The sequence below is a fragment of the Pseudomonas sp. MH10 genome (genome assembly GCF_034353045.1).
GTDB lineage: Bacteria > Pseudomonadota > Gammaproteobacteria > Pseudomonadales > Pseudomonadaceae > Aquipseudomonas.
The window spans coordinates 778,489-805,077 of sequence record NZ_CP133783.1 but is presented as its reverse complement, the minus strand read 5'-3'; the positions used below and the strand labels follow the sequence as shown (position 1 = coordinate 805,077).

Below are 26,589 nucleotides of genomic sequence, written 5' to 3'. Positions count from 1 at the left end.
AGAAAGGGATGCCTCACCTTATATAGCCCAGCAGTACATAGCAGATAGTCCACAGCGGCCGGACCAGGGGGTATCAAAGGCAGGGGGCGTGGGTGAGCCTGCCTGATTCAGTAGATTTTCGCGATCAAGAAACATTCGCGACAATTAAAAATAAAAAAGTTCCATTCCTGAATAAAAGAAATCAGAATCGCCACCGATAGCTCAGTAGGCTAACGAAGATTCACGCTTAACCGAAGCCTGAAATTCTCACACGTCCAACGCTGAGTCGAAACACGATATTTGCGAGGTAAGCAATGGGCACCCTCCTGTCAGCACTCCCACCCCAAACCCTTTATGTCAGCATTCGTCGTGACGAGTTGCGTCAGCTCAAAGACGAACGTGATCAGTTGCTGCGAAAAGTGGCTCGTTTGACCGAGCGGCTACAAACGCTTGCGCAGACTGATTCAAATCCCGCCTCGCGCCTGACCAACTGACCTGATACCCCCTCTGTAGGCGATTCAAGCTTGATACGGTGTGTCAGGCTAATTGCCTCGCGAACACGTTCGCTACAGGTCGCGTCCGCAGCGTTCTCATTGGGTTCCGACCAGACACAGTCGCTAACGTTCCCCTGCACGGTTTGCCCGTCTGGTTACCTGATGCAATACTTCTTGCCCGCCTCAGCTATACTCTGCGCCCTTTTTATACGGCCCGGCTTACGGGTGAAGACAGGCTGGTCGGCTCGGACTCACGTTGTCGGCAGTACTAATGGATAACGTGCTGGAGCGCTAATGGCGATTTTCAAACGGGGTAAGACGACCTCGAAAGGTTTTGATTGGGCCGGTCTATGCTGGCTCTTCGTATTCTTTTGGTATTTTTCCGGCATCACCCAGCTGCTTATTCAAGTCACCGGAATCTCAGGTTTTGCCGGCTTTCGCCAGGCGTTCGTCATGAGCGCCATCTGGCTGGTGCCGATGGTTCTGTTCCCATCCAAAACCCGGGTGATGGCCGGCGTCATAGGCGTGGTGTTGTGGCTGTGCTCGCTGGCGAGCTTGGGTTACTTCTTCATTTACCAGCAAGAGTTCTCGCAAAGCGTGATTTTCATCATGTTCGAGTCCAACGTCTCTGAAGCCGGTGAGTACATCACCCAATACTTCGCGTGGTGGATGGTGTTGGCGTTCGTGGCGCATACCGCGTTTGCGGTGTTCCTGTGGACCCGTTTGCGCCCTGTTCAGATGAAACGCCGTAGCGCCTGGATTACCTCGCTGGCCATCGTGTTCCTCCTGATCGTGTTGCCGTTTGGCAAGCAGTTGGACCGGCGTGGCGATTTAGCCGCAGCCTTTGAAAGCTACGAAAGCCGTGTCGAGCCCGCAGTGCCATGGCAAATGCTGGTGGCCTACCACCGTTATGGCCAGCAGTTGAATAGCATGCAAGGGATGCTTAAAAGCAGCAGTGAAATCCCTCCGCTGACCAACTTGAAAGACCAGCAGGCCAATCTTCCAGCCACGATGGTCTTGGTCATTGGCGAATCGACCAACCGCCAGCGCATGAGTCTGTACGGTTACCCCCGCGAAACAACGCCCAACCTCGACCAGTTAAAGGACCAGTTGCAGGTCTTTGACAACGTCATCACACCACGGCCCTACACCATTGAAGCGCTGCAACAGGTGCTGACCTTCGCCAATGAAGAAAACCCGGACCTGTACCTGAAGACACCGTCTATTGTCAGTGTCATGAAACAAGCAGGGTACAAAACCTACTGGATCACCAACCAGCAGACGATGACCAAACGCAATACCATGCTGACCACGTTCTCGGAACAAACCGACGAGCAGGTGTACCTCAACAACAACCGCAATCAGAACGCTCGCCAATACGACGGCGATGTCATCGAACCGTTTAACAAGATCCTCAACGATCCGGCGCCGCGTAAATTCATCGTGGTCCACTTGCTGGGCACCCACATGAGCTACCAGTACCGCTACCCGGAAACGTTCGATAAATTTACCGATCGGACCGGCATTCCGGCCGGCGTCAGCGATGATCAGGTGCCGATCTACAACACCTATGACAATGCAGTCTTGTACAACGATTTCGTGGTATCGAGCCTGATCAAGAGCTACGCCAACGTCGATCCGAACGGCTTCCTGCTGTACCTCTCTGATCACGGCGAAGACGTTTATGATGGTCCGAAATACGATGTACTCGGCCGCAACGAGGCCAAGCCCACCGTGCCGATGTATACCATTCCGTTTATGGTGTATGCGTCGCCGAAGTGGCGTCAGACGCACAATTGGGACTTTTCCAGTATCAAGAGCCGGCCGTTCAGCAGTTCTTCGCTGATCTATACGTGGGCTCAACTGGCGGGACTGAGCTTCGATCAATTGGACAGCACCAAGAGCCTCGTCAGTTTCGACTTCAAAGAGCACCCGCGCATGATCGGCGACCCCTACGCCCAAAAAGGCCTGTCAGATTTCAGCCTGATGCGCGGCAATACACCACCGACCGTCGCGCCTAAAGTGGTCCAGCAATAGCCCACACAGGCCTGCCCTTCTGGCAGGCCTTTTTCTATCAATACCGATACCGATCTTCTGCCCGACGGACCCGCTTTAAAGCGGTGTCGTTTTGCGTGCACTCTAATCAACCAAATCGACACCTCAAAAGTCCACCCGCGCACCGGGAACTGGCAGTCGCTTTCGCTCACTGATTATTGCTGGCGCGTTTTTCTAGGCAAGTTTTTGTAACCCGGTTATTTTTTGGCCCATTGTCTAACAATCCGACCAATGGTTCGCGTCTCTGGGTTATCGTTGACCTGCCTCATAGAAGTGCATTTCAGTTGATAAACGCCTTGTAATATCGCGCACAAACCCGGCCTATTGAGCTGAGACCCCCTTGCCACGCCACTTCGTAAAAATAATCGAAACTTTCTGATACATCGGTGGGTCATCATGAAAGAGAGCCTAAGCTATTGGCGTAACCCGAGTAAGGGCTCAGTCCCCTGTCCAGCTATCACGCATACGGTAAATGGGTACCGTTCTTGCGTAGCGCTTGTGTGGACGGCCATAGGAAATGGCTAATAAGAAATCGAGTGCTGCACCACACTGTATTTATAACGGGAGAAAAAGATGATTAGCGCCGCTGTCAAAACCCAGAAGGGAGAGAGTTTTAATCAGCCGGCCAGCGAGCTGACCCATCTGCCGGTCTTCGCATCGACGAGCGTTCAACTGCTGCAACTACCGACTTCACAGCCAACTATTACTCTGACGAACAGAAGAAAAATTCTATTCGTGACGTCGGAGCTGGCTGATCTGGTGAAAACCGGAGGTCTTGGTGATGTGTCTGCTGCACTGCCGCGAGCCATGCGCCACCTGCACGATGTCCGCGTGCTGATTCCCGGTTACCCCCAAGTTCTCAATAGCGGTAATCCGATTCACGTCATTAGTGAGTTGAGTGGTTATGCCGCGTTGCCTGCGTGCAAAATCGGCCGAATGGACATGAAAGACGGTCTGGTCATATATGTTCTGATTTGCCCCGAGCTGTACGAGCGCGAAGGTACGCCGTATGGCGACAACAACGGCCGTGACTGGTCGGACAACCATATCCGCTTCGCTCGACTGGGCCTTGCCGCCGCTGACTTTGCCGCCGGTGCAGTGAAAACCCAGTGGTGCCCTGAGCTGGTTCACGCCCACGACTGGCCTGCTGGCTTAGCGCCGGCCTATATGAAATGGCGCGGGCAGACAACACCAAGCATTTTCACGATACACAACCTGGCGTATCAAGGGACGGTCAGTACCGGTTGTAACCGCGAGCTGGGTATTCCCGATCAAGCGCTGGGCACTGACGGTATGGAGTTCTACGGCAAGCTTTCGTTTATCAAAGCTGGCATGGCCTACGCCAGTCACATCACCACGGTCAGCGCGACCTACGCCAAGGAAATCACAACTCCGGCATTCGGGTGCGGGCTTGAGGGCTTCTTACAAAGCAAGGCTGAACAAGGCCTGCTCAGTGGTATTCCAAACGGCATCGACGCCAGTTGGGACGCAGCCACTGACGAGCACTTGATTTGCCGGTTTGAGCCTAACGAATGGCAGCGTAAAGAAATCAACGCCGACTATGTGCGTGAACTGTTTGAACTCGAACCGTCTCAGGGCCCACTGTTTGCGGTGGTGTCACGGTTGGTGTTTCAAAAAGGCCTGGACCTGACCATTGGCGTTGCTGAACACATCGTCAACTCAGGGGGCCAGATAGCGATCATTGGTCGAGGCGAACCCGAAGAAGAAGACGCCATGCGTGCCTTGGCGCTGCGTTTCCCCGGCCAAGTGAGTGTCCGTGTCGGCTTCAACGAAACCGACGCTCGCCGGATGTTTGCTGGCAGTGACTTTTTGTTAATGCCATCGCGCTATGAACCTTGTGGCTTGAGCCAGATGTACGCTCAGCGCTTCGGTTCGTTACCGGTAGCCCGTAATACCGGTGGCCTGGCTGACACCATTGAAGATGGCGTCACAGGTTTCTTATTTGAAGACGCCTCCATAGAAAGCTATTCGGAAGCGCTGACTCGGGCAATCAAGGTGTTCGCCAATCCCGAGCTGCTCAATGCGATGCGCTGCCGGGCAATGGCCGCGCCTTTTAACTGGCACCAAGCGGTGGAGCCTTATGCCGAGCTGTACCAGGAACTTCTGAAAAAGAATGTGGGTGCTACCGCCAACAACTAAAAGGGGTTGAACGGATGCCTATGCGCACGGATGAAAACTGGCGCCACGGCGCCGTCATGTTGGATGCCGAACGCACCCGGTTTGCCCTCTGGGCACCGGATGCTCACTCCGTCAGTGTTGAATGCGAAAACCAGCCATCTGCGGCAATGCTGCCGCAGAATGACGGCTGGTTCGTGTTGGAAACCTATTGCCCTGCCGGAACGCTGTATCGCTACAAAATCAACCATGAGCTTGAAGTGCCCGATCCCGCTTCTCGGGCGCAATCTTGCGATGTGCACTCCTCCAGCCGAGTGATCGATCACTCGGCGTATCGTTGGCAACACCCTGAGTGGGCCGGACGACCTTGGCATGAGGCGGTTATTTATGAGCTGCATGTGGGTGTACTGGGCGGTTACGCCGAAGTCGAAAAACACCTGCCGCGTCTTGCAGAGTTAGGCATTACCGCTATCGAACTCATGCCATTGGCGCAATTTCCCGGTGATCGCAATTGGGGCTACGACGGTGTTTTACCCTATGCGCCGCAATCGTCTTACGGCACCCCGGACCAGCTCAAAGCCTTGATCGATGCCGCCCACGGGCACGGCCTGATGGTCATTCTCGACGTGGTGTACAACCACTTCGGACCAGACGGTAACTACTTGGGCAATTACGCCAAGGGTTTCTTCCGCGAAGACATTAAAACCCCGTGGGGCGCGGCCATCGATTTTCGCCGTCGCGAAGTTCGTGACTTTTTTATCGACAACGCTTTGATGTGGTTATTGGACTATCGCTTCGATGGCTTGCGCCTGGATGCGGTACACGCGATCAAAGACGACACGTTCCTTAAAGAGTTCGCCGAGCGAGTACGCCAGCAAGTTGATGCCCCCAGGCAGGTATGGCTGAACCTGGAAAACGAGCACAACGAGGCCAGCTTGTTAGAAGAGGGTTTTGATGCGCAGTGGAACGATGACGGGCACAACGCACTGCACGTCTTGCTGACTGACGAAAGCGATGCGTACTACGCAGACTTTGCCAACGACCCTGCGCAAAAATTGGCTCGCTGCTTAAGCGAGGGCTTCGTGTTCCAAGGTGAGGGCAATCGTCATGGCCACCCCCGGGGCGAACCAAGCGGGCATTTGCCGCCCAGCGCGTTCGTATTATTTTTGCAGAATCACGATCAGATCGGTAATCGAGCGTATGGCGAACGTCTACCGCTGTTAACGAGTGGCCAGGCCCTTCGCGCAGCCACCGTTCTGTTGTTGCTGTCGCCAATGATTCCCTTGATGTTCATGGGTGACGATTGGGCCGCAAGCGAACCGTTTCTGTTTTTCACCAGCCACCACGGCGAGCTGGCCGAAGCCGTACGTGAAGGTCGTCGCAGCGAGTTTGCTGATTTTCCAGCGTTTGCTGATGAAGAAACCCGCGAAAATATTCCCGACCCTAATGCCCGCAGCACGTTCGAAAAATCGCGCCCGGCCTTCGACAAGGTATTTCTGGAAACCGATCAGGGGGCTGATCATCAACAGTGGCTCGCACTTTACAAGCAACTGCTGACGCTGCGTCACCAACACATTGTGCCGCGCCTGATTGGCGCCGAAGCATTAGCGGCCTGCGTGCTGGGCCACGGTGCCCTGATCGCACGCTGGCGTATGGGCGATGGCAGCGTGTTGCGCATCGATTTGAATCTGGGCGAGCATCCTGTCGATCTGCTCGCCTCTGAACGTGGCACCGTACTCTTTGAAACCCTGCCTCATTCGGCAGAACTTTCTCGGCACGGCACCCTCAACCCCTACACGGCAATTGTCAGCCTGACAGCGACCGATGTTTTGGAGGAACAGGATGAGCAATGAGCAACTCCATGGTTTGGCCATCCGCGCGGGTCTGTCGGTCCACTGGATCGACGCCAACGGACGGCCGCAAACTGTCGCTCCCGACGTATTGTGCAAAGTGCTCGACGGCCTGGGTTATCCCGCCTACAGCAGCCTCGATATCGACACCAGTCTGCAACGTCTGACCGAGTCGGATATACAACACAGCGCGCCGCCTCTGTTGACGGTGGATGACGGTCATGCGCTGGATCTTTTTACCTGGTTCGCACCCCATACTCCGTTTGTGCTCGAGCTTGAAGACGGTGGCACCCTTAACGGCGAATTGACCGATACCGTGCAACTGCCGGCGCCGGGGGTTGTCGGCTACCACCTGTTGCTGATCGACGGGCAGCGCCTGACAATTGCGGTAGCGCCGAAAACCTGTTTCAGCATGGCCATGGCAACCGAGACGCCCACCCCCCGGGTATGGGGTTTGACCGTGCAGCTGTATTCATTACGGCGCCAGGGTGACGGTGGATTTGGCGACACTCAGGCATTGGAAACCTTTATCCGCTCTGCCGGTGAACGTGGCGCCGATGCGGTGGCCATCAGCCCGATGCACGCGATGTTTGCCAGTGACCCCCATCGTTACAGCCCCTATTCACCCTCCAGCCGCTTGTTCCTGAATGGCTTGTATGCCTCGCCTGGCAATATCCTCGGCGAGCGCGACGTGCGCATGGCGATTGAACAAACCGACTTAACCGACGAGCTGGCGCGTCTTGAGGGGCTGCCACTGGTCGATTGGCCGGCGGCGGCCGCTGCCAAGTGGAAGCTGTTGCACGCGCTGTACGCAGGCTTCAGCAATGGCACGCACCCGATGAATGAGGACTTCGTCAGCTTTTGTGAAAAAGGCGGCGAAGCACTGGAAAATCACTGCCGCTTCGAGGCCTTACAGGCGCAATGCGTGACCCGTGGCATGAGTACGGATTGGCGTGAATGGCCGCAAGAGTTTAAGAATCCTCAAAGTAGGGACATTGCCGAGTTCGCAGATGTACACCGCGAGCAGATCCGTTTCCACGCCTTCGCTCAGTGGCTGATTGCCCGAGGGTTGGAGCGCGCGCAAGTCGCGGCACGCAGCAGCGGCATGTGTGTTGGCCTGATTGCCGATTTGGCTGTCGGCGCAGACGGTGCAGGCAGCCAGGCCTGGAGTCGGCAGGATGAACTGCTCTCGGCACTGACCGTGGGCGCACCGCCAGACATTCTTAATCGCTCCGGGCAAAGCTGGGGCATTTCGGCGTTTTCCCCTGATGGCTTGAAGCGCAACGGTTTCCGGGCGTTTATCGAGATGTTGCGGGCCAACTTCGCCCACGCCGGTGGCTTGCGCATTGACCATGTCATGGGCCTGCAACGCCTGTGGGTGGTGCCGGTGGGATCACCGCCCAGCCAAGGCGCCTACCTCAACTACCCGCTGGACGACATGTTGCGCTTACTCGCCCTGGAATCCTGGCGTCACAAAGCTGTAGTGCTCGGCGAAGACCTTGGCACCGTCCCCGAAGGCATGCACGACAAGCTGTCGGCCCGAGCCATTCTTGGCATGCGCGTTCTATTGTTTGAACAGGACAACGCGCATTTCAAACCGATTCTGAAATGGTCAGACGAAGCATTGGCCACCACCAGCACCCACGACTTGCCAACGCTCACTGGTTGGTGGAATGAGCTGGATATAGACTGGAGCCGTGGCCTAGGGCTGATCGACGAGGACACCGAATGTCATGCCCGCGAAAGCCGGCAGCGCGAACGCGAAGGGTTACGACAGGCGTTGAGCCAAGACTGGGCGAACTTTCGCGATCCCCTCAGCGAAAGCGCGCAAATTGTAGATGCAAGCGTCCGCTACCTCGGTCATACCCGGGCACCGCTGGTGCTGTTGCCGATGGAAGATGCCCTCGGCGTCGAAGAACAATCGAACTTACCTGGCACCATCGACAGTCACCCCAATTGGCGCCGGCGTCTGTCGGGAGACAGCGCGACCCTGCTTGATGATGAACATGCCGCCCGCCGCCTGGAACTGCTGTCTCAATCGCGGGTGCAAGCAGCGGAGCGTGACCAATGAACACGCCGTCCAATGCGCCGCTGCAACCGTTGCGAGCCACCCAGCGGCTGCAATTCCACAAGGGTTTTACCCTAGATGACGCCGTGCCGCTGGTGCCCTACTTCGCCCGCTTGGGCATCAGCCATGTTTACGCCTCGCCGCTGTTGAAGGCTCGAGCCGGGTCGATGCATGGTTATGACGTGGTCGATCCACGGGTGATCAACCCTGAGCTGGGTGGCGAACCGGCGTTGCGCCGGCTGGTCAGTGCGTTGCGCGAACACGGCATGGGCTTGATCCTCGATATCGTTTCCAACCACATGGCGGTCGGTGGTTCGGACAACCCTTGGTGGCTGGACTTGCTGGAGTGGGGCCGCCGCAGCCCCTACGCCGACTTTTTCGACATTCAATGGCATTCACCCGATCCGTTGCTGGAAGGCCAGTTACTGTTGCCGTTTCTGAGCAGTGATTACGGCACCGTGCTGCAAGCCGGGGAAATCCCGTTGCGCTTTGATGCGGTCATTGGCGGGTTTTACATCGAGCATTATCAGCACCGCTTCCCGATCAACCCAATCACCTACACTGCGCTGCTTGATGCCGCAGAGCACCCAAAGCTCAGTGAGCTGAGCCAACGTTTTGCCGCACTCGAACGCTACCCGCAAGCCTATGAACGCGCCCGACAGGCCCGTGCCGAACTGGCTGAACTGGTTCAACAACCGGACATCCTCCAAGCCATCGAACGTGGCTTGAAACAGTTCGACGCCAGTGAAACCCAAGGCTTTGAGCGACTCCATCAACTGCTCGAACGCCAACGTTATCGTTTGGCCAGCTGGCGCACCGCCGGCGACGACATCAACTGGCGACGGTTTTTCGACATCAATGAACTCGGCGGTTTGCGCGTCGAGCGGCCCATGGTCTTCGAAGCGACCCACGGCAAAATTTTCGAAATGATCAGCGACGGTCTGGTTGACGGTTTGCGCATCGACCACATCGACGGCCTCGCCGACCCACGAGCTTACTGCCGCAAACTGCGCCGGCGCGTCGAGGGCTTGCTCTCGAAACGTCCTGCCGCTACCCACGTCAGCCATGTGCCCATTTTCGTCGAAAAAATCCTTGGGCCCGATGAACAGTTGCCGTTGGACTGGGGTGTGGATGGCACCACCGGTTATGAATTCATGAACCAGGTGTCGTTGCTGCAGCACGATCCCCGCGGCGAAGTACCCCTTGGTGAGTTGTGGAGTCGGCTCAGCGCACGCACCGCTAATTTCAATCAAGAGGTGCTGGAAGCTCGGGATCTGGTGCTGCACGGCACCTTGGCCGGTGACTTTGAAAGCGTTGCCCAAGCCTTATTGCAGGTGGCCCGCAGCGACCTGATGAGCCGTGATTTGACCTTTGGCGCAATTCGCCGGGCGCTGCTGGCACTGGTGGTTAACTTCCCGATTTACCGCACCTACATCAGTGCGTGCGGGCGCTCTGCCGAAGATGACCGGTTTTTCCAACAAGCCCTGCAAGGCGCTCGACTCAGCCTCGGCGAAGCCGACTGGCCAGTGTTGGATTATTTGCAGCGCTGGCTCGGTGGACAACCTTGGCGTGAATTGCCGCGGGGACGTTTGCGCACGCTTCACCGCACTGCGTGCGTGCGCTTTCAACAACTCACCTCCCCGGTCGCCGCCAAGTCGGTTGAGGACACCTCGTTCTACCGCTCAGCGGTGCTGCTCTCGCGTAATGACGTTGGCTTTCACCCTCAGCATTTCAGTGCAACACCCGAGCACTTTCATGAAGCCTGCCAACGCCGCGTCGAATTTTTCCCCGACAACCTGTTGGCCACTGCAACTCACGACCACAAACGCGGCGAAGACACCCGCACACGGCTTGCCGTATTAAGTGAATGCGCTGGCTGGTACGCCGAACAAGTTGAGCGTTGGCGCACATTGGCTGAGCCATTGAAGGTGGGAGACGTCAGCATCAGCGCTGGCGACGAACTGATGCTGTATCAGGCGTTACTTGGCAGTTGGCCGCTGAACATGGACGGCGAAACTGCCTTCGAGGCGTTCGCGGAACGCGTGGTCAAATGGCAAGAAAAAGCCCTGCGCGAAGCCAAACTGCTCAGCAGTTGGAGCGCACCGAATGAACCCTATGAGCGGGCGTGTCGAGACTTTCTCAACAACCTGCTGTTAGCGCCCGAAGGCGTGGCCTTGCGTCAATCGCTGGGTGCCACGGCCAATCGTATTGCCGCAGCCGGTGCGCTTAACAGTCTGACCCAGACGTTGTTGCGGATTACCGCGCCTGGGGTTCCAGATTTGTACCAAGGCACCGAATTTTGGGATTTCAGCTTAGTGGACCCCGACAACCGTCGTCCCGTTGACTATCCCGCTCGGGTCGCAGCGTTGGCGGAGTTGCTGAGCCCCGAAGCGCTGATTGAGCAATGGCAAGACGGGCGGATCAAACAGGCGTTGATTCATCGCGTACTGAGCCTGCGCTCAGAGCATGCTCAACTCTTCAGACGCGGGCGTTATATTCCGTTGAACGTATTGGGTACACATGCCGACCACGTCCTGGCGTTTGCACGGGAGAGCGACGGACAGCATGCGGTGGTCGTCGTGCCGCGATTAATCACTGAACTATTGGGCACCGCGCAAACTCCATTAATCAATGCAGGTAGTTGGGGTGACACGCGAGTGGTGTTGCCGTTTGCCCAGGCACGCCATCGCTGGAAGGGAATTTTTTCCGAAGCGGCAGTTTCAATTGATCAGGAGCTGCTGCTCAGCGCGGCGCTCGTAACGTTTCCTGTAACCCTGCTTATTCAAACTGTGTAATACCTGGGAGTGCCGAGATGAGTGCCGACGAGAAACGTGTTCGGGAATTTGCGTACCAAATCTGGGAGTCTGAAGGGCAACCTGACGGCCAGGAAGAGCGCCATTGGGAAATGGCCCGCAAACTGGCCGAAGCGGAAGCTCTGGCGCCAGACAAAAAGGATGTGCGCAAGACTGCCAAGCCCAAGTTGCCCAAGGTTGACGGTGCCGGTGATGCTAAGCCTATGGCCTCTAAGCCCGCAGCCAAGCCCGTCGCAAAAGCGGCTTCCAAGCCAGCGCCCAAAACAACGGCGGCTCCGGCATCTACTCCGGTGGCCGCACCGGTAGCCTCAACGGCGAAGAAACCCAGTGCACCGCGTAAACCGTCCGCGACCTGACCGATTACCGGCGCGAAGCGTATGGCCGCAGGCATCGGTTTAACCGCCGATTAACCTGCGGTAGTTCCAATTGAACTAACCACCCACATTAGGGCTTCTGACGCCCGGCGGTGACGAATTCGGCCGCGTTTCAGAAAGCATCAAACCGCAGGGAATGTTTATGAGTACGTCACACGCCAAGGCAACAAAAGATCAAGACGCTAACCAACAGCCATCACCCAAAGACAGTACTGAACAAGTAACCTCACGAATCCGTGAAGGGCTGCCCTTCCCACTGGGCGCTAATTGGGATGGCCTCGGGGTCAACTTCGCGCTGTTCTCGGCCAATGCCACCAAAGTGGAGCTGTGCCTGTTCGACTCCAGCGGTGAAGTGGAACTTGAGCGTATCGAGCTGCCGGAATACACCGATGAAATTTTTCATGGTTACCTGCCCGACGCCCATCCAGGGTTGATCTACGGCTATCGCGTTTACGGTCCTTACGACCCGCAGAACGGCCATCGTTTCAATCACAACAAACTGTTGATCGACCCCTACGCAAAACAGCTGGTCGGCCAACTGAAATGGTCTGAAGCCTTATTCGGTTACACCATCGGTCACGAAGACGGTGACCTGAGCTTCGACGAGCGTGACAGCGCGCCCTTTGTTCCCAAAAGCAAGGTCATCGACCCTGCTTATACCTGGGGCCGCGACCAGCGGGTCAACGTGCCGTGGGATAAAACCATCATTTATGAAACCCACGTCCGCGGTTTCACCATGCGCCATCCGGCCGTCCCTGAAGACTTGCGCGGTACATTCTCCGGGCTGAGAAACGACGAGGTTATCGAGCACATCCGCAAACTCGGGGTAACCTCCGTCGAGTTGCTGCCGATCCATGCGTTCGTCAACGACCAGCATTTGTTGCAAAAAGGCATGACCAATTACTGGGGGTACAACAGCATCGCCTTTTTTGCCCCAGACCCGCGCTACTTGGCTCACGGCAAGATTGCAGAGTTCAAGGAAATGATTGCCCACCTGCACGATGCCGGCCTCGAAGTCATTCTGGACGTGGTTTACAACCACACCGCCGAAGGCAACGAGCTAGGCCCGACCCTGTCCATGCGCGGTATCGATAACGCCTCATACTATCGCCTGATGCCCGACGACAAGCGCTTCTACATCAACGATTCCGGGACCGGTAACACCCTGGATCTCAGCCACCCGTGCGTGTTGCAAATGGTCACCGATTCCCTGCGCTATTGGGCCACTGAGATGCATGTCGATGGCTTCCGCTTTGACCTCGCCACCATTCTTGGCCGTTACCACGATGGTTTTGACGAGCGCCACAGCTTCTTGGTGGCCTGCCGCCAGGACCCCGTGCTGCGCCAAGTGAAAATGATTGCCGAACCTTGGGACTGTGGCCCCGGCGGTTATCAAGTCGGCGGCTTCCCACCGGGCTGGATGGAATGGAACGACAAGTTTCGCGACACAGTGCGCGCCTTCTGGAAAGGCGACGAAGCCCAACTGTCCGACTTTGCAGCTCGAATGACGGCGTCCGGGCAGATGTTCAATCAGCGCGGGCGCAGCACCTTTGCCTCGGTCAACTTCATCACCGCCCATGATGGCTTCACGTTGCATGACCTTGTGTCCTACAACGACAAGCACAACGAAGACAACGATGAAAACAATCAGGACGGCAGCAACAACAACCTGTCCTGGAACCACGGCGTTGAAGGGCCGACCGATGACCCTGAAATCAACGCCCTGCGTCTGCGGCAAATGCGTAACTTCTTCGCCACCCTGCTGTTCTCCCAAGGCACACCAATGGTTGTGGCCGGGGATGAATTTGCCCGCACTCAACACGGTAACAACAACGCCTACTGCCAAGACAGCGAGATCGGCTGGGTCAATTGGGACCTGGATGAAGACGGCAAGTCGTTGCTCAAGTTTGTTCGACGCCTGATCAAGTTGCGCCACAGTTACCCGATTCTGCGTCGTGGACGTTTCCTGGTAGGTGAGTACAACGAAGAAATCGGCGTCAAGGACGTGACCTGGCTCGCCCCGACTGGCAGCGAAATGACCATCGAGCAGTGGGAAGACGGCAATGGCCGTTGCCTCGGGATGCTCATGGACGGCCGCGCGCAAGTGACCGGTATCCGCCGCCCCGGTGCCGATGCCACGTTAATGCTGGTGGTCAATTCACACCACGAGGAGGTCAACTTCACCTTGCCCGAAGTGCCCGAAGGCGTTTATTGGACCTTGCTGGTCGATACCAACCAGCCCGATACGCGCGGCGACGATCAACTTCCTTTCGGAACGCAGTACGCCGTTACACCGCGGTCCTTGTTGCTGTTTGAACTCCACCACGAAGAACAAGCATGAACCAAGCGCTCGGCGAGTTCCTCGGCTGGCGCAAGCACGGTTATGCCGATGCGAAAGCGCTCGGCGAGTGCTTGCAGGCGCTCGTGCATGAAGGACTCGATCATCTTCCGCTGCCCGCCGGCGGGCAAACCCTTGAGCGCTGGCGGGGCTTGGCCTGTGTGGCGGGTCATGACCTGGGCCTGTGCAAGCTGTATGAAGGGCACACCGACGCCTTAGCGATCATGACCGAGTTGGGTGCCCCGCCGCCTTCAGCCAGCAGTACCTGGGGCATGTGGGCAGCCGAACCGCCCCAGGCCAAGGTTTCCATCACCCCCGACGGCGACGCCGGTGATCACACTGACGGACAACCCGTGCGGCTGGACGGCCGCAAGGCGTGGTGTTCCGGCGCAGCCGTACTCAGCCATGCATTAATAACCGCGTGGGATGAGCAGAATCGACAGCAGCTCGTGGCTGTCGCCCTCAATCAACCCGGCGTCAGGATTACAACCGAGGGATGGCGTGCCGTGGGCATGGGCGCCACTGGCAGCGTGGAAGTGCAATTCGAACGAGCGCAGGGCTATCGAATAGGTTCTTCAGGACAGTACCTGACGCGATCAGGATTTTGGCACGGCGCAATAGGCATTGCAGCCTGCTGGTACGGGGCGGCCAATGCGCTGGCGAGCCGCTTGTTGGTACAGGCCAATAAACACGCAGAACCTCATTCTTTGGCGCATCTGGGGGCGGTTGATAGCGCATTGCACAGCGCGGCGAGCGTGTTGCGCGACAGCGCTCAATACCTTGACGATCAACCAACCGTCAATGCCGAACACGTGGCGCGGCGCAGTCGGGCGGTGGTCGAAGCCACTGCCGAATTGGTGATTCTCCACGTTGGCCGGGCGTTGGGCGCCGGCCCCTATTGCAAGGAATCGCACTTTGCGCGCTTGAGCGCCGATCTACCGGTGTTCCTGCGCCAAAGCCATGCCGAACGCGACCTCGCTGCGCTTGGGCAACTCACCAGTGATTCATTCACCAACCACTCACTGGACAGTGAGTCAGACGTTGGCCGTCAGCCGACAAGGATGTGGGGTCTGTGAGCGTAAATTTAATTGTTGGCGAGGGCACGTCGTTGCAGACGTGGAATCACTCGAAAAGCCTGGCGCGACTTCCGGTAATGAGTGCCGAACTCCTGGTTCCGGTGGGTTCCAGAGCGGTGATTGTCGCCCCCCACCCGGATGATGAGGTCCTGGGCTTCGGCGGTCTGATGCAACAGCTGGCGCAATTGGGCCGTGCTATGCAGCTTATTTCGGTGACCGATGGCAGCGCCAGCCACCCTGGTTCACACACTTGGCCGATGGAGCGTCTGGCGGTCATACGGCCTCAGGAATCCGCCGAAGCGCTGCGGCGCCTCGACCTGCCATTGCACCGCCTGCAATGGATTCGTGGCGGTTTCAGGGACAGCGCCATTGCCCGAGACGAACACGCCCTTAGCAGGTTCATCGAACGTTACCTGCGCCCGACCGATGTTGTCTTTGTCACGTGGGATCACGACGGCCACAGTGATCACGATGCCACCGGACGCGCGACCCTGCGGGCTGCCGAAAATGTCGGTGCCCCGTGTCATCAGGTGCCAATATGGGCCTGGCATTGGGCACAGCCTGAAGATGAGCTTATTCCTTGGCCCCGTGCACGAAAAATCCTGCTGGACCCGATGACCATCGCCCGAAAACGTCATGCGGCCCACGCCTTTGCCAGCCAGTTACAAGGCGACCCCGACATTGGCCTGCCGCCGGTGCTGACCGCCAACGTGCTAGAGCGATTGCTGCAACCGTTTGAAGTGGTGTTCCTGTGAGCGTCGCCGACAGTTATTTCGAGCAACTGTTTGATGGCAACGATGACCCCTGGGCATTCAAACAGCGCTGGTACGAGCGCCGTAAACGCGCCCTCACCCTGGCCGCCTTGCCGCGTGAACACTACTCAGCCATTTTCGAACCTGGCTGCGCCAACGGTGAACTCAGTGCCGCACTGGCAACTCGCTGTGATCATTTGCTGATTTGCGACACGTCGTTAACTGCCGTGGGTCTCGCCAAGCAGCGGTTACAGGGGGTTGAGCATGCTCAAGTGCTTCACGCCCGGTTGCCCTACGATTGGCCCGAGGAAACCTTTGAGTTGATTGTGTTCAGTGAGTTGGGTTACTACCTTGACCCCCTTGACCTGGACCAATGGATCGACCGCGCCCTTACCTCGCTGGCTCCCGACGGCCAACTACTCGCCTGCCATTGGTGCTTGCCCATCGAGGGCTGCCCGCAAACTGCGCAGCAGGTCCATCAGCGGCTGCAAGAGCGGCTGCCAATGCATCGGCTATTTGCCCATCAGGAAAAGGATTTTCTGCTGGACGTTTGGAGCCGCGATCCGATATCAGTGGCTGAAAAGGAAGGTTTGCGATGATCGGAGTCCTGATCCCCGTCCATAACGAAGAACAACTCTTGAGCCTGTGCCTGCAAACCGTGCAGTCGGCCAGTCAGCACGCGGCGCTCAATGGCGAAGCCGTGCTGGTGCTGGCGGTGCTGGACAGCTGCACCGACGGTTCGGCGACGATCGCTGAGAGTTTTGGGGTTTCAACCTTGGCATTGACCGTGCGCAACGTCGGTTTGGCCCGTGCTGCAGGCGCCCGGATGTTGCTTGAACAAGGCGCGCGCTGGATCGCCTGCACCGATGCCGACAGCACTGTTGCCGAGGACTGGCTGGTGCAACAATTAGCGCTCGGAGCCGACGCGGTGTGCGGCACGGTGACGCCCGGTCACTGGCACGCAGAGATTGCGCTCGAAGCGCAAATTCGCTACCAGCAAGGCTATCAACATCGCGACGGGCATCGCCATATCCACGGCGCCAACCTGGGCATCAGCGCGACAGCCTACCTCCGTGCCGGGGGCTTTCCGCCGCTGGCCTGCCATGAAGACGTGACCCTTGTTCAGCACCTGGAGTTATGCGGCGCGCGGATCGCCTGGAGTTGCGGGCCGCAAGTAACCACCAGCACCCGACTTGATAGCCGTGCCGTGGGTGGTTTTGGGGATTACCTGAGATCGCTGATTAGCGCGTGATGCACCTACCCAATCACCGTAGGGCCGAATTTATTCGGCAAGCAGGCGCCTCGTCTGTCGCAATACCGCGTTGCTGCCTTCCCGAATGAATTCGGTCCCACAGATCTTAGCGCTGCACCGATTGCTGTAGGAGCTGCCGAAAGCTGCGATCAGCTTGAAGGACCTTTATTATTCCTGTTCCTGATGCGCCGTCTGCATACCTTCCTGACTCGGCTGCCCTATGGTTTCACCAAAAAACCGTACGGCGTCGGCCGTCAAGTTGCGATGAATGTCCAACCGGTCTACGCCTTCGGCATCGGTACACAAAATCGCTTGGGTCGCTTGCTGCTCATCCGTGCACGGTGCGAGGAAGACAAAATGCCCAGCGCCCGGCAACAGCTTGAATTCAGGCGCCTGGGGCAATTGGCGCGCCAATGCCTGAGCATTTTTGTCCAGTGCGAGCAATTGATCGCCGTCGCCGCTGTACATCAACACCGGCACATGCACCTCGGCCAGCGCGTGGCGGCCGAACATTAAGCTCAGGGGTGCCATCAGCATCAATGCTCCGACCCGTGGGTCTGCCTCCGGGCGCAGATCATCCCGGTCAACAATCAATTCACCTTGAGTCTTGCACGCATCTTTGTCCTGCGGACGCTCCGCACAATATTTACGCAGACGCTGCAAATCAGGTTGAGCCCCGGCGAGGATTAACGCGGTTTCGCCACCGGCTGAATAACCGATCACGCCCACTCGCTGAGCATCGACATACGTGGACAACATTGGATCGGCCAGCGCGGCGGTGATTGCTTCGGAAATCTGCAATGGCCGCCCGTAAAGATTACTCAGGCTGCCCAGACGGCTGTGGTCAAGGTAGTTGTCGCCAGGATGAATCACGGCGACCACAACGAACCCTTTTCGGGCCAAAGACGTGGCCAGGTCATGCAGGGCCAGAGGCGTCCCGGTATTACCGTGGGACAGCATCAGCATCGGGAATCGACCCATGGCGATATCAGCGTCTTCAGTCGCTTCTACCAAGTACCCGTCGACCCGGTGGGTCTTCTTTTCGGCGGTGGAAGGATAGAAGGCAATCGCCTGCATCGGCTGGAGATCCAAGGGATCAAGGAACGTCAGCCGATGAAAGCCCGCGCTCAAATATTCAGCTGCTTCGGCTTGCACCGAAATCAGGCTTGTAAAGAGGCAAATCACTAACACCGCACAAAGACGCACCATCGCCAGGCCCCACCTTTGTTGATCCATATCATCCACGTGTGCAGTCCGCTGCGAGTTTCCGCGCTCCGCACCGTTTAACGCTGTTCGCGCTGACTAAGTTAAGAGTAGCTGCCAGACAAATAATGCATAAGCCGGGCCAAACGCTTGAAATTAAGTTTTAAAGTTGCCGACATAATTTTCACATCAGCGCTGATAGGGCGATCTTACTGCTAATGACAACGAGTTACCTGTCAGTTCTCCGTCAAGATTGATGATCGGTCGCAAATCAGCCGACAAATGGCGCTAAACGCAAAAACTCCACAGGCTCCTTGCTTGACAGCGCGGACTGTGGAGTTTTTTGGCAGCAGTGTTATTAAGCGATGACGCTATTACGCAACGGCAAACAGAGTTTCGTTGATCTGTTTTTCTGCGGCGGTCATAGCGTTGGCACGGGGTTCTTCACCGTAGGCCAAACCGTGAGCGAAGACGAATTGAATATCCGTAATGCCGATGAAAGCAAACAGCAGCCTTAGATAGTCTTCGTGACCAACGCTCGACGGCTGGCCAACATGCAGGCCGCCCGACGTTGAAACGATGATGATTTTTTTGCCAGCGCACAGGCCCTTTGGACCGTTCTCGTCGTAGGCAAAGGTACGGCCGGCAACCGAGATGCGGTCGATCCAGGCTTTCAGCTGGGTCGGCAAGCTGAAGTTGTACATCGGCGCACCGATCACCACGACGTCTGCCGCCAGGAATTCTTGCAGAATCGCTTCGTTGTTATCGACTTCAGCCAGTTGAGCGGCGTTGCGGGCTTCACTCGGTGTGCCGCCTGCGGCCAGCGTGGCGGCAGAGAAATGGCCCAGCGGGTCTTGAGCCAGGTCACGGTAGGTCACTTGGCCGTCAGTTTCAGCCGCTTTCCATGCCTGAACGACGCTACGGCTGAGCTGGCGGGAAGCAGAGTGGTCGCCAAGAATGCTTGAATCGAGGTGCAAAAGTTTCATGAAGCTCTCCAAGTAGGAATCGCCGCTGGGCGACCAAGTGCGGATCATCCTACAGTGCAAAGTAATAGCTGATTAGTCAGAAGAAATGCGATAGTTCGTCCCACTCATAGAACAGTCAGGTTTTCCGATGCAGGATCTTAACGATCTGTATTACTTTGCGAAGGTGGTGGAAGCCGGTGGTTTCGCTGCGGCTGGGCGGGTCTTGGGGATTCCCAAGTCACGCCTGTCACGGCGAATCGCGGAGCTGGAAACTCGCCTCAATGCCAGCTTGCTGCAACGCACTACGCGCAAATTGGCGCTGACAGCCGTGGGCGAACGCTATCTTCAGCATTGCCAGGCGATGCTGCTCGAAGCAGACATGGCCGATGAAGCGGTGGCTTCGCTGTCCGCCGAACCCAGGGGTCGGCTCAGGGTTTCATGCCCGGTGGGGTTGGTCCACTGGGAACTGTCCCACGTGGTCAGTGATTTTGTCGCCAGCTTCCCTCAAGTTCAGCTGGAAATGCTGCTGGTCAACCGCCGAGTTGATTTGGTTAACGAAGGCATCGACGTGGCGTTACGAGTGCGTGATATCGGTGATGAAGACCCAAGCCTGATTGTCCGGAACCTGGCTCCGACAACGGCCGTACTGGTCGCGGCGCCTGCATTGCTGGTCAACCGAATCATCAACACGCCACAAGACTTATCCAGCCTCCCGGTACTGGGCGCCATTGAGGCGGATCGCAAGGTTCATTATCAGTTGGTGCACACCAGCGGCACGCGTTGCGATATGTCCATGGACGCGCGGCTGGCCATCGATGACTTCCCTATCCGAAAGACCGCCGCCTTAAGAGGGCTGGGTTTTAGCATGCTCCCAATGATGAACTGTCGCGATGAACTGGCCGATGGACGTCTGATTCAATTGCTGCCTGACTGGTCATTGCCCAGCGGGCATTTGCAGGCGGCTTATACCCAACGGCGCGGTACACTGCCGGCGGTAAGGGCGTGGATCGATCACATCAGCGCAGCCTTTGCCCATAATGCAGGTGAGCAAGGCTGTTTCCAACGCTGATTGTCAAGGATAACCATGATGACCTCAGAACAGGTTGCACAGTTTTGCATGACCCTTCCGGGCGCTCGGGAAGATTATAAATGGGGGGGCACCCGGGTATTTTCCGTGGTGCAGAACAAGATGTTTGCGGTGCTTGATCTCGCAGGCATGGGCTTATCGTTCAAAATCGGGCCCGAGCTGTTTCTTGGTTATGTCGACCGCCCTGGCATTCGCCCGGCACCTTATCTAGCCCGCGCTTATTGGGTCAGCATCGCCCCACCCTACCCCCTAAGCGACAATGAACTGCGCGAACTGCTGACCCGTTCTCACCAGTTAGTGGTCAGCAAGCTACCGAAGATTCGTCAGATTGGGTTGAAGCTTGATCAGTAAAGGTGTCTGGCCAGGAAACGCCCGCCCAGTAACAGACGATCGAGCCAGAACAGCTCATGCGCTACAACGATGAGCCAAAAAACCACCTGATAAGACACTTTGCGGGTTTTATGCCGCAAGATTTGCTGCGCAACTAAACCGCCCGGCCAACCACCCAGCAGCTCAACAACGTGCAAGACTTTTTCTGGTGTACGCCATCCTTCATTCCGCGCCTGGGATTTATCTCGCCAGTAGAGAAAGAAGGTCAGCACGCTCATCACGCCATAAAGACACGCAGGGATCGCTGAGACGCGGCCGATAAGCATCGACAGCGCCCCGAAAACCGGCAGCGCACTCAATCCCAGTAAGATAAACAGCTTGACTCGCAAATACTGTGTCGGCCGTTTCACTGAGCGGGATTGAGCGCGCTGGTCCATGTTTATGGTCCCTTACGCCGAGACCGACGACCAATCGATCCAGCCAAACTTCCAGGTGGCGAGGATCAACAGGCCGAAGACGATCCGGTACCAGGCAAATGCCGCATAGCTGTGGGTGGCGATGTATTTCAACAACGCACGGACCGCGATCATGGCAAAAATAAACGACACCACAAAGCCAACCGCAATCACCGGAAAATCATCCGGCTGGAACAGATGACGATATTTAAAGCCCGAATAAATAGCGGCGCCTACCATCGTTGGCATGGCCAGGAAGAACGAAAACTCGGTAGCGGTCTTGCGTGAAAGACCGAACAACAAACCGCTGATAATCGTTGCACCAGAGCGCGACGTGCCCGGAATCATCGCCAGGCATTGCGCGCAACCCACCTTCAAGGCGTCGACCCAGGTCATTTCATCCACGGTCTCGGCATGTACCACGTGCTGGCGACGCTCGGCCCACAACATGACCACGCCGCCGATAACCAACGCCGTAGCGACCGTAATCGGGTTGAACAGGTATTGGTGAATCAAGTCGGCAAACATAATGCCCAAGACGACTGCGGGCAACACCGCAATAATCAGGTTCACGGTAAAACGCTGGGCTTCGCGTTGCTTGGGCAGCCCAGTGACAACATCGAGAATCTTGCGCCGAAACTCCCACACCACCGCCAGAATTGCCCCGAGCTGGATGATGATGTTAAACGCCATTGCCCGTTCACCACCGAAGCCGATCAAGTCGGCGACGATGATCTGATGCCCCGTACTGGATATCGGCAGAAACTCCGTCAGCCCTTCAACAACCCCAAGTATCGTCGCTTGTGCGGCGGTCCAAAGATCCATCATTCCCCCATGGGGCAGTGCGCTCGGCATGCCCTATTTAGTATGTCTATTGAAGTGAGTACGCGACGTCCGATACCTATCGGACTAAGAGTGTGACCATTAATACGTGAAAAAGGTGTGAGTCCCTCATGTTTAGGCCTACCGCGCCGAAATCCTGTCAGACACAGGTTATTAACGCTGTACAGTGAACAATGTAGTGCATGCTCTGATGCGGTTGCATGACAGCAAAACAAGAACAAATCGTTATGGAGTGGAACCTCATGAATAGCTTGCGCAGTATGTCGATCAGCCGCCGTCTCTGGCTGATTTTAGTGGTCTCGGTATTTATGCTATTTATGCTCGGCGTGTTGATGCTCAAGCAAATCCACACTGACCTGTATGCCGGAAAGTCCGAAAAAACTCATCATCTTGTAGAAACCGTCAGCGGCATTCTTACGTATTTCCACGATCAAGAAACGGCAGGCAAGCTCAGTCGCGATCAAGCGCAGCAACAGGCACAGGCCGTCGTGCGGGGGCTGCGCTATAACCAGAGCGAGTACTTTTGGATCAACGATTTGCGTCCGGTGATGATCATGCACGCGGCCAACCAAAAGCTCGAAGGCCAGGACCTGTCGGCGATCAAAGACGCCGATGGTGTGTTTATCTTCAATGAAATGGTCGCCATCGCGAAAAGCAAAGGCGCAGGTCCGCTGAATTACCGCTGGCCAAAACTAGGCTCAAGCACCGCAGTCGAAAAAACTTCTTTCGTTCAACTATTCGAGCCGTGGGGTTGGGTAGTCGGTTCAGGTGTGTACATTGATGACTTGCAGGCCGAGTTCTATGCGCAAGTGTGGAAAGCATCGATTGCCGGATTCAGCATTGCGGTGTTGATGGCGTTGTTGGTGGTGTTGATCTCCAGAAGCATCGTCCGACCGTTACAAGACGCAGTGGACGCCATGGCGAATATTTCCAGCGGCGAAAGCGACCTTACCCGCAACCTGGACACCCATGGACGCGACGAGGTGACGCAACTCGCGAACCACTTCAATGCGTTCACTACCAAAATGAAGCTCGTGGTTGAGCAGTTGATGGATGCCTCGTCGGCGCTGGGTCTGGCCTCGACCGAGCTGGGCAGCAGCGCCAGCCAGGCGCAAGTCCATAGCCAGCAACAATCGCAGCAGATGGAACTTGTGGCGACCGCCATCAACGAAGTGACCTACGGCGTTCAGGACGTAGCGAAAAACGCCGAACAGGCCGCCAGCGAAATGCGCGACGCGGAAAACCAAGCCAAACAGGGCCAGGTCAACATCGACAGCAGCTTGCGCCAGATCGATCTTTTGTCCAATACGATTACCCAGGCCGTGGCCGTCATCCAAACCCTGGCAGCTGAAAGCACACAGATTGGCAGTGTGTTGGAGGTCATCCGTTCCATCGCTGACCAGACCAACTTGCTGGCGCTAAACGCAGCCATTGAAGCGGCGCGGGCCGGCGAACAAGGTCGCGGCTTTGCGGTGGTGGCGGATGAAGTTCGCTTATTGGCACAACGTACACAAAAATCAACGGCTGAAATCCAGACGATGATTGAACGCTTGCAGGGTCATTCCAACGCGGCGGTCAAAGTGATCGGCGACAGCAGCCATGCGTCGCAGTTGACCATCGACCAAGCCAACCAGGCCGGTGCGAGCCTGGCGTCTATTACCCAGGCGTTGCGTAACCTCAATGGCTTGAATGCCTCGATTGCCAGCGCCACGTTGGAACAGGCGCATGTGGTCGAAGACATCAACCAGAACGTCACTCAAGCCGCAAGCTTGTCGCAAGACGCAGCCTATGCCGCAGAACGCTCCAGCACCGCCAGCGTTCAATTGCGCACGCTGAGTGATCGTTTGAAAACGTTGTTGGGACAGTTCCGGGTTTAGGCCTGCGCTAGTCCCCTATCGGGACTAGCCTTCCCCCTAACGCAGCGCCCGTACCTCGCCGGGCGCGGGCGCTCACACCCTCTCCTTCCCCACCATTCCCCAACCCGCTTACAATCCCCCGCGCCTTTATCCCCGCTGTCCCAAGGAGTTGTCATGTCCGGGCTTGAACTTTTCGCTGCCGCACTAGGCGTCACTGCTGTGTGGTTGACGGTGAAACAGAATCGCTGGTGCTGGCCCATCGGCTTGGTCATGGTGCTGCTGTATACGTGGGTGTTTTTCGAAGTGAAGCTGTATTCGGACATGCTGTTGCAAGTGGTGTATGCCGTATTGCAAGTGTACGGCTGGTGGCAATGGACACGTCGTGACTCAGCCCACCCAGGGCGGTCAGTCAGTTATCTGGCAACGAGTTCACTGCTGATGAGCCTGGTGATTGGCGGGTTGGTCAGCGTGGTATTGGGCGCTGCGATGGCGTATTTCACCGACGCGGCTCAACCTTGGCTGGATGCAACGCTGACCGGTTTCAGCTTGGTCGCGCAAGTGTGGATGGCGCAAAAGCGCGTGCAATGTTGGCCGTTATGGATTGTGCTGGATGTGATTTTTGTCAGCCTTTTTGTCTACAAAGACCTCTACCTCACTGCGGCCCTGTACGCGTTGTTTACTTTGATTGCGGTTCAAGGCTGGCGTGAGTGGCGCAACGATCCGGCGCTTGCCCGATGAAGGTGCTCGTATTGTCAGGACCAGAATCCAGTGGCAAGAGTTCGCTGGCGGCCCGTATTCAGGCACGCTTTGGCGGTCAGGTGGTGGGCGAATACGTGCGCCACTTCATTGAAGAAACCCAGCGTGAAACCTGCTATGCCGACATAAGCGCCATCGCCCAAGGTCAATTGGCGTGGGAAGACGCCGCGCGGGCCACAGAGTCGACATTGTTGATCCTCGATACCCACTTGTTAAACAACATGCTGTGGAGCCAGACGCTGTTTGGCGATTGCCCCGCTTGGCTTGAGCCACAACTATTGCTTCGCCGCTACGATTTGCACCTGTTGCTGGCGGCTGAGGGGTCTGAATGGGTCAGCGATGGCCAGCGCTGCCAGCCGGATTTAAATGATCGCCAAAGGTTTTTTGACGCCAGTCAGCAGTGGCTCGAAAAACACGCTCAGCCGTACCAGGTCATAGGGGGTGATTGGACGTCCCGCGAACGACAGGCCTTTATTGCGATCAGCCAACTCCTGGACCGCGTATAAAGTCTTCAAAAAGCGCAAAACTTCGAGTGAAGTGTCCGCTGCTGATACACATAAATCACACAACCGCCTGTCCCAGACAGCTCCGCTATCAAAATGCCTTTATGTGTTAAGCCAATGAAACACTCGCATTGAGGTGTTGCCGTCGGTCTGATGCGCGTAAACGCCCCTTCTATCCGTTTGAATCTGTATCAGCACCGTTACAGGCGCAATTCAATTTCACAACACCTCGTCTTAATCCGTTGATTTTCATCAACTAAACAAAAGCGGCACAGCTCCTGCTCTCTCTCCTTGCATCGCTGATTAGGGCCAGCGCATCTCACAAGGAAGAAGGTCATGGGGCGTTTCGAAAAAGGCGTATTTAGCCTACTAATGATGGGCTGCGTCAGTAGCACATTCATGCATCTTTCTGCTTTTGCGGGTAACGGTGAGATTGTTCTTGAACGCACCGTTCAGCCCCACGTTGCAACCCGTCCCGTGATGCGTCCTGATCCAAATCCCACCACTGTCAGTGCCAACCCGTCGAGTCAAATTCTCGGGGCCGTGGGCAGTTCTGAATTATCTGACGGCGACTTTGCCAGTGTCAGCAGCGGCGCAACTATTACCCACTTGATGATGCCCGGCGGAAGTTTGCGCGGTACGGATGCGCTTGGCCGTGGATTGCCCGGACTTAACGCAGGCCATTCGGGCGGATCCACTGGCGGCATCGGCGGACAAGTGACCAGCGCCGTACAACAAGGTTTGGCGCCGCTGCGAATGATGACAGGAGACATGAAATGAGCCGCTTTTTGCTGATTAGCGCATGGCTCTGCTCCTGTGCGGCGCTTGCCGACTCAAACAGTCCGGTGGTTGACCAATCCGCCATCAGCAATACCGGGCAAGGCTATCAAGGCAATGTTTCGGTCAACCAAGCGGCCGGCGATCAACAGCAACAAGTAAACGGCCGCGCCATCGCTATTGGCACGCAGGCGCAATCCACCGGCCAATACCGTCAGCAAATCAGCACCCGCGCCGACCCTGCACGGGATGCGCGATCCGTTATCGAAGGCAACGCTTTCAGCAATGGCGACGGGATTCTGGGGGTCAACCAGTCCTCCGGCGCCAACAACCAACAAATCAACGCCGTGCGCCTGAGCATCAGTGTTCAGCCGCAAAGCATCGACGACAGCGCCCTGTCACAGCAAAACGTGGCGCTGTTGCAAGGCTCCGGTTCATCTGAACATTCCCCCGGCAATCGCCAGGTCGCTACCAGCGATCAGGCCTTCACCGGTAGTCGGGGGGTCGTTCAATTGAACCAGAGCGCCGGGGTGGGAAATCAATCGATCAACGCCCTGAGCGTCCGGGTCTCGAACTGACCCAGCGGTAAACCGCAGCAAAGGTCCCAACACTTAGCTATCTAATAAA

The 26,589-nt window shown here is 56.8% G+C and carries 23 protein-coding genes and 1 pseudogene; 20 read left to right on the top strand and 4 right to left on the bottom strand.

Annotation, left to right across the window (positions count from 1 at the left end):
* The first annotated feature begins 293 nt into the window (after positions 1-293).
* The 12 genes from RHM59_RS03730 to RHM59_RS03675 all read left to right on the top strand — a co-directional run bounded on the left by RHM59_RS03730 (position 294) and on the right by RHM59_RS03675 (position 17,187).
* On the top strand, positions 294-473 hold the full coding sequence (locus RHM59_RS03730) for a DUF6026 family protein (protein WP_322164538.1): 180 nt from the start codon (positions 294-296) through the stop codon (positions 471-473).
* 294 nt (positions 474-767) lie between these two features.
* On the top strand, positions 768-2,510 hold the full coding sequence (locus RHM59_RS03725) for a phosphoethanolamine transferase CptA (protein WP_322183852.1): 1,743 nt from the start codon (positions 768-770) through the stop codon (positions 2,508-2,510).
* A gap of 591 nt (positions 2,511-3,101) precedes the next feature.
* Positions 3,102-4,688, top strand: coding sequence for a glycogen synthase GlgA (gene glgA, locus RHM59_RS03720; protein WP_322285979.1), 1,587 nt, complete (start codon positions 3,102-3,104; stop codon positions 4,686-4,688).
* A 14-nt stretch (positions 4,689-4,702) separates the two neighbouring features.
* Entirely contained in the window at positions 4,703-6,517 is a 1,815-nt protein-coding gene (gene treZ, locus RHM59_RS03715) for a malto-oligosyltrehalose trehalohydrolase (RefSeq protein ID WP_322285978.1), read from the top strand.
* The gene (gene malQ, locus RHM59_RS03710; protein ID WP_322285977.1) at positions 6,507-8,585 is read left to right on the top strand and encodes a 4-alpha-glucanotransferase; all 2,079 of its coding nucleotides are present in this window, start codon (positions 6,507-6,509) and stop codon (positions 8,583-8,585) included. Before treZ ends, malQ begins: the two co-directional genes overlap by 11 nt.
* The gene (locus RHM59_RS03705; protein WP_322285976.1) at positions 8,582-11,377 is read left to right on the top strand and encodes a malto-oligosyltrehalose synthase; all 2,796 of its coding nucleotides are present in this window, start codon (positions 8,582-8,584) and stop codon (positions 11,375-11,377) included. Before malQ ends, RHM59_RS03705 begins: the two co-directional genes overlap by 4 nt.
* Before the next feature lie 17 nt (positions 11,378-11,394).
* Complete coding sequence (locus tag RHM59_RS03700; RefSeq protein WP_322285975.1) at positions 11,395-11,751, top strand: DUF2934 domain-containing protein; 357 nt, start codon at positions 11,395-11,397, stop codon at positions 11,749-11,751.
* A 160-nt stretch (positions 11,752-11,911) separates the two neighbouring features.
* Positions 11,912-14,110: a glycogen debranching protein GlgX gene (gene glgX / locus RHM59_RS03695; protein ID WP_322285974.1), complete on the top strand. Its 2,199-nt coding sequence runs from the start codon at positions 11,912-11,914 to the stop codon at positions 14,108-14,110.
* Positions 14,107-15,183, top strand: a complete 1,077-nt coding sequence (locus RHM59_RS03690; protein WP_322285973.1) for an acyl-CoA dehydrogenase family protein — start codon at positions 14,107-14,109, stop codon at positions 15,181-15,183. The genes glgX and RHM59_RS03690 overlap by 4 nt, the downstream gene beginning before the upstream one ends.
* The gene (locus RHM59_RS03685) at positions 15,180-15,938 is read left to right on the top strand and encodes a PIG-L deacetylase family protein (protein ID WP_322164549.1); all 759 of its coding nucleotides are present in this window, start codon (positions 15,180-15,182) and stop codon (positions 15,936-15,938) included. The genes RHM59_RS03690 and RHM59_RS03685 overlap by 4 nt, the downstream gene beginning before the upstream one ends.
* Positions 15,935-16,534, top strand: a complete 600-nt coding sequence (locus RHM59_RS03680; protein ID WP_322285972.1) for a class I SAM-dependent methyltransferase — start codon at positions 15,935-15,937, stop codon at positions 16,532-16,534. The genes RHM59_RS03685 and RHM59_RS03680 overlap by 4 nt, the downstream gene beginning before the upstream one ends.
* Positions 16,531-17,187, top strand: a complete 657-nt coding sequence (locus RHM59_RS03675; protein WP_322164552.1) for a glycosyltransferase — start codon at positions 16,531-16,533, stop codon at positions 17,185-17,187. Before RHM59_RS03680 ends, RHM59_RS03675 begins: the two co-directional genes overlap by 4 nt.
* A 168-nt stretch (positions 17,188-17,355) precedes the next feature.
* Here RHM59_RS03675 and RHM59_RS03670 read toward each other — a convergent pair whose 3' ends face one another.
* Together RHM59_RS03670 and RHM59_RS03665 are read right to left on the bottom strand one after the other, a co-directional pair.
* Positions 17,356-18,396 carry a dienelactone hydrolase gene (locus tag RHM59_RS03670; RefSeq protein WP_322170960.1) on the bottom strand — a complete coding sequence of 347 codons (1,041 nt, stop codon included), beginning with the start codon at positions 18,394-18,396 and terminating at the stop codon, positions 17,356-17,358.
* A 368-nt stretch (positions 18,397-18,764) separates the two neighbouring features.
* Positions 18,765-19,376 carry an FMN-dependent NADH-azoreductase gene (locus RHM59_RS03665; protein WP_322164553.1) on the bottom strand — a complete coding sequence of 204 codons (612 nt, stop codon included), beginning with the start codon at positions 19,374-19,376 and terminating at the stop codon, positions 18,765-18,767.
* 127 nt (positions 19,377-19,503) lie between these two features.
* On the opposite strand from RHM59_RS03665, the gene RHM59_RS03660 reads away from it, so the two are divergent.
* Entirely contained in the window at positions 19,504-20,424 is a 921-nt protein-coding gene (locus RHM59_RS03660) for a LysR substrate-binding domain-containing protein (RefSeq protein WP_322285971.1), read from the top strand.
* Positions 20,425-20,442: 18 nt separating this feature from the next.
* A complete protein-coding gene (locus RHM59_RS03655) occupies positions 20,443-20,793 on the top strand; it encodes an MmcQ/YjbR family DNA-binding protein (protein WP_322170963.1) in 351 nt (116 codons plus the stop codon).
* Here RHM59_RS03655 and RHM59_RS03650 read toward each other — a convergent pair.
* Both RHM59_RS03650 and RHM59_RS03645 read right to left on the bottom strand, forming a co-directional pair.
* Positions 20,787-21,209, bottom strand: coding sequence for a DUF1294 domain-containing protein (locus RHM59_RS03650; protein ID WP_322164555.1), 423 nt, complete (start codon positions 21,207-21,209; stop codon positions 20,787-20,789). The genes RHM59_RS03655 and RHM59_RS03650 overlap by 7 nt on opposite strands.
* 12 nt (positions 21,210-21,221) lie before the next feature.
* Positions 21,222-22,052 carry an undecaprenyl-diphosphate phosphatase gene (locus RHM59_RS03645; RefSeq protein WP_322285970.1) on the bottom strand — a complete coding sequence of 277 codons (831 nt, stop codon included), beginning with the start codon at positions 22,050-22,052 and terminating at the stop codon, positions 21,222-21,224.
* A gap of 218 nt (positions 22,053-22,270) precedes the next feature.
* Here RHM59_RS03645 and RHM59_RS25315 point away from each other — a divergent pair.
* From RHM59_RS25315 to RHM59_RS03620, 6 genes and pseudogenes are all read left to right on the top strand, one after another.
* A pseudogene (locus RHM59_RS25315) lies at positions 22,271-23,032 on the top strand (cache domain-containing protein); the annotation flags it as partial.
* Positions 23,033-23,095: 63 nt separating this feature from the next.
* Positions 23,096-23,947, top strand: a complete 852-nt coding sequence (locus RHM59_RS25310) for a methyl-accepting chemotaxis protein (RefSeq protein WP_416195072.1) — start codon at positions 23,096-23,098, stop codon at positions 23,945-23,947.
* 153 nt (positions 23,948-24,100) lie between these two features.
* Positions 24,101-24,664, top strand: a complete 564-nt coding sequence (gene pnuC / locus RHM59_RS03635) for a nicotinamide riboside transporter PnuC (protein ID WP_322164559.1) — start codon at positions 24,101-24,103, stop codon at positions 24,662-24,664.
* A complete protein-coding gene (locus tag RHM59_RS03630; RefSeq protein ID WP_322285968.1) occupies positions 24,661-25,188 on the top strand; it encodes an AAA family ATPase in 528 nt (175 codons plus the stop codon). The genes pnuC and RHM59_RS03630 overlap by 4 nt, the downstream gene beginning before the upstream one ends.
* A gap of 333 nt (positions 25,189-25,521) precedes the next feature.
* On the top strand, positions 25,522-25,965 hold the full coding sequence (locus RHM59_RS03625; protein WP_322164561.1) for a hypothetical protein: 444 nt from the start codon (positions 25,522-25,524) through the stop codon (positions 25,963-25,965).
* Positions 25,962-26,540: an adhesin gene (locus RHM59_RS03620; RefSeq protein WP_322285967.1), complete on the top strand. Its 579-nt coding sequence runs from the start codon at positions 25,962-25,964 to the stop codon at positions 26,538-26,540. Before RHM59_RS03625 ends, RHM59_RS03620 begins: the two co-directional genes overlap by 4 nt.
* Positions 26,541-26,589 lie beyond the last annotated feature (49 nt).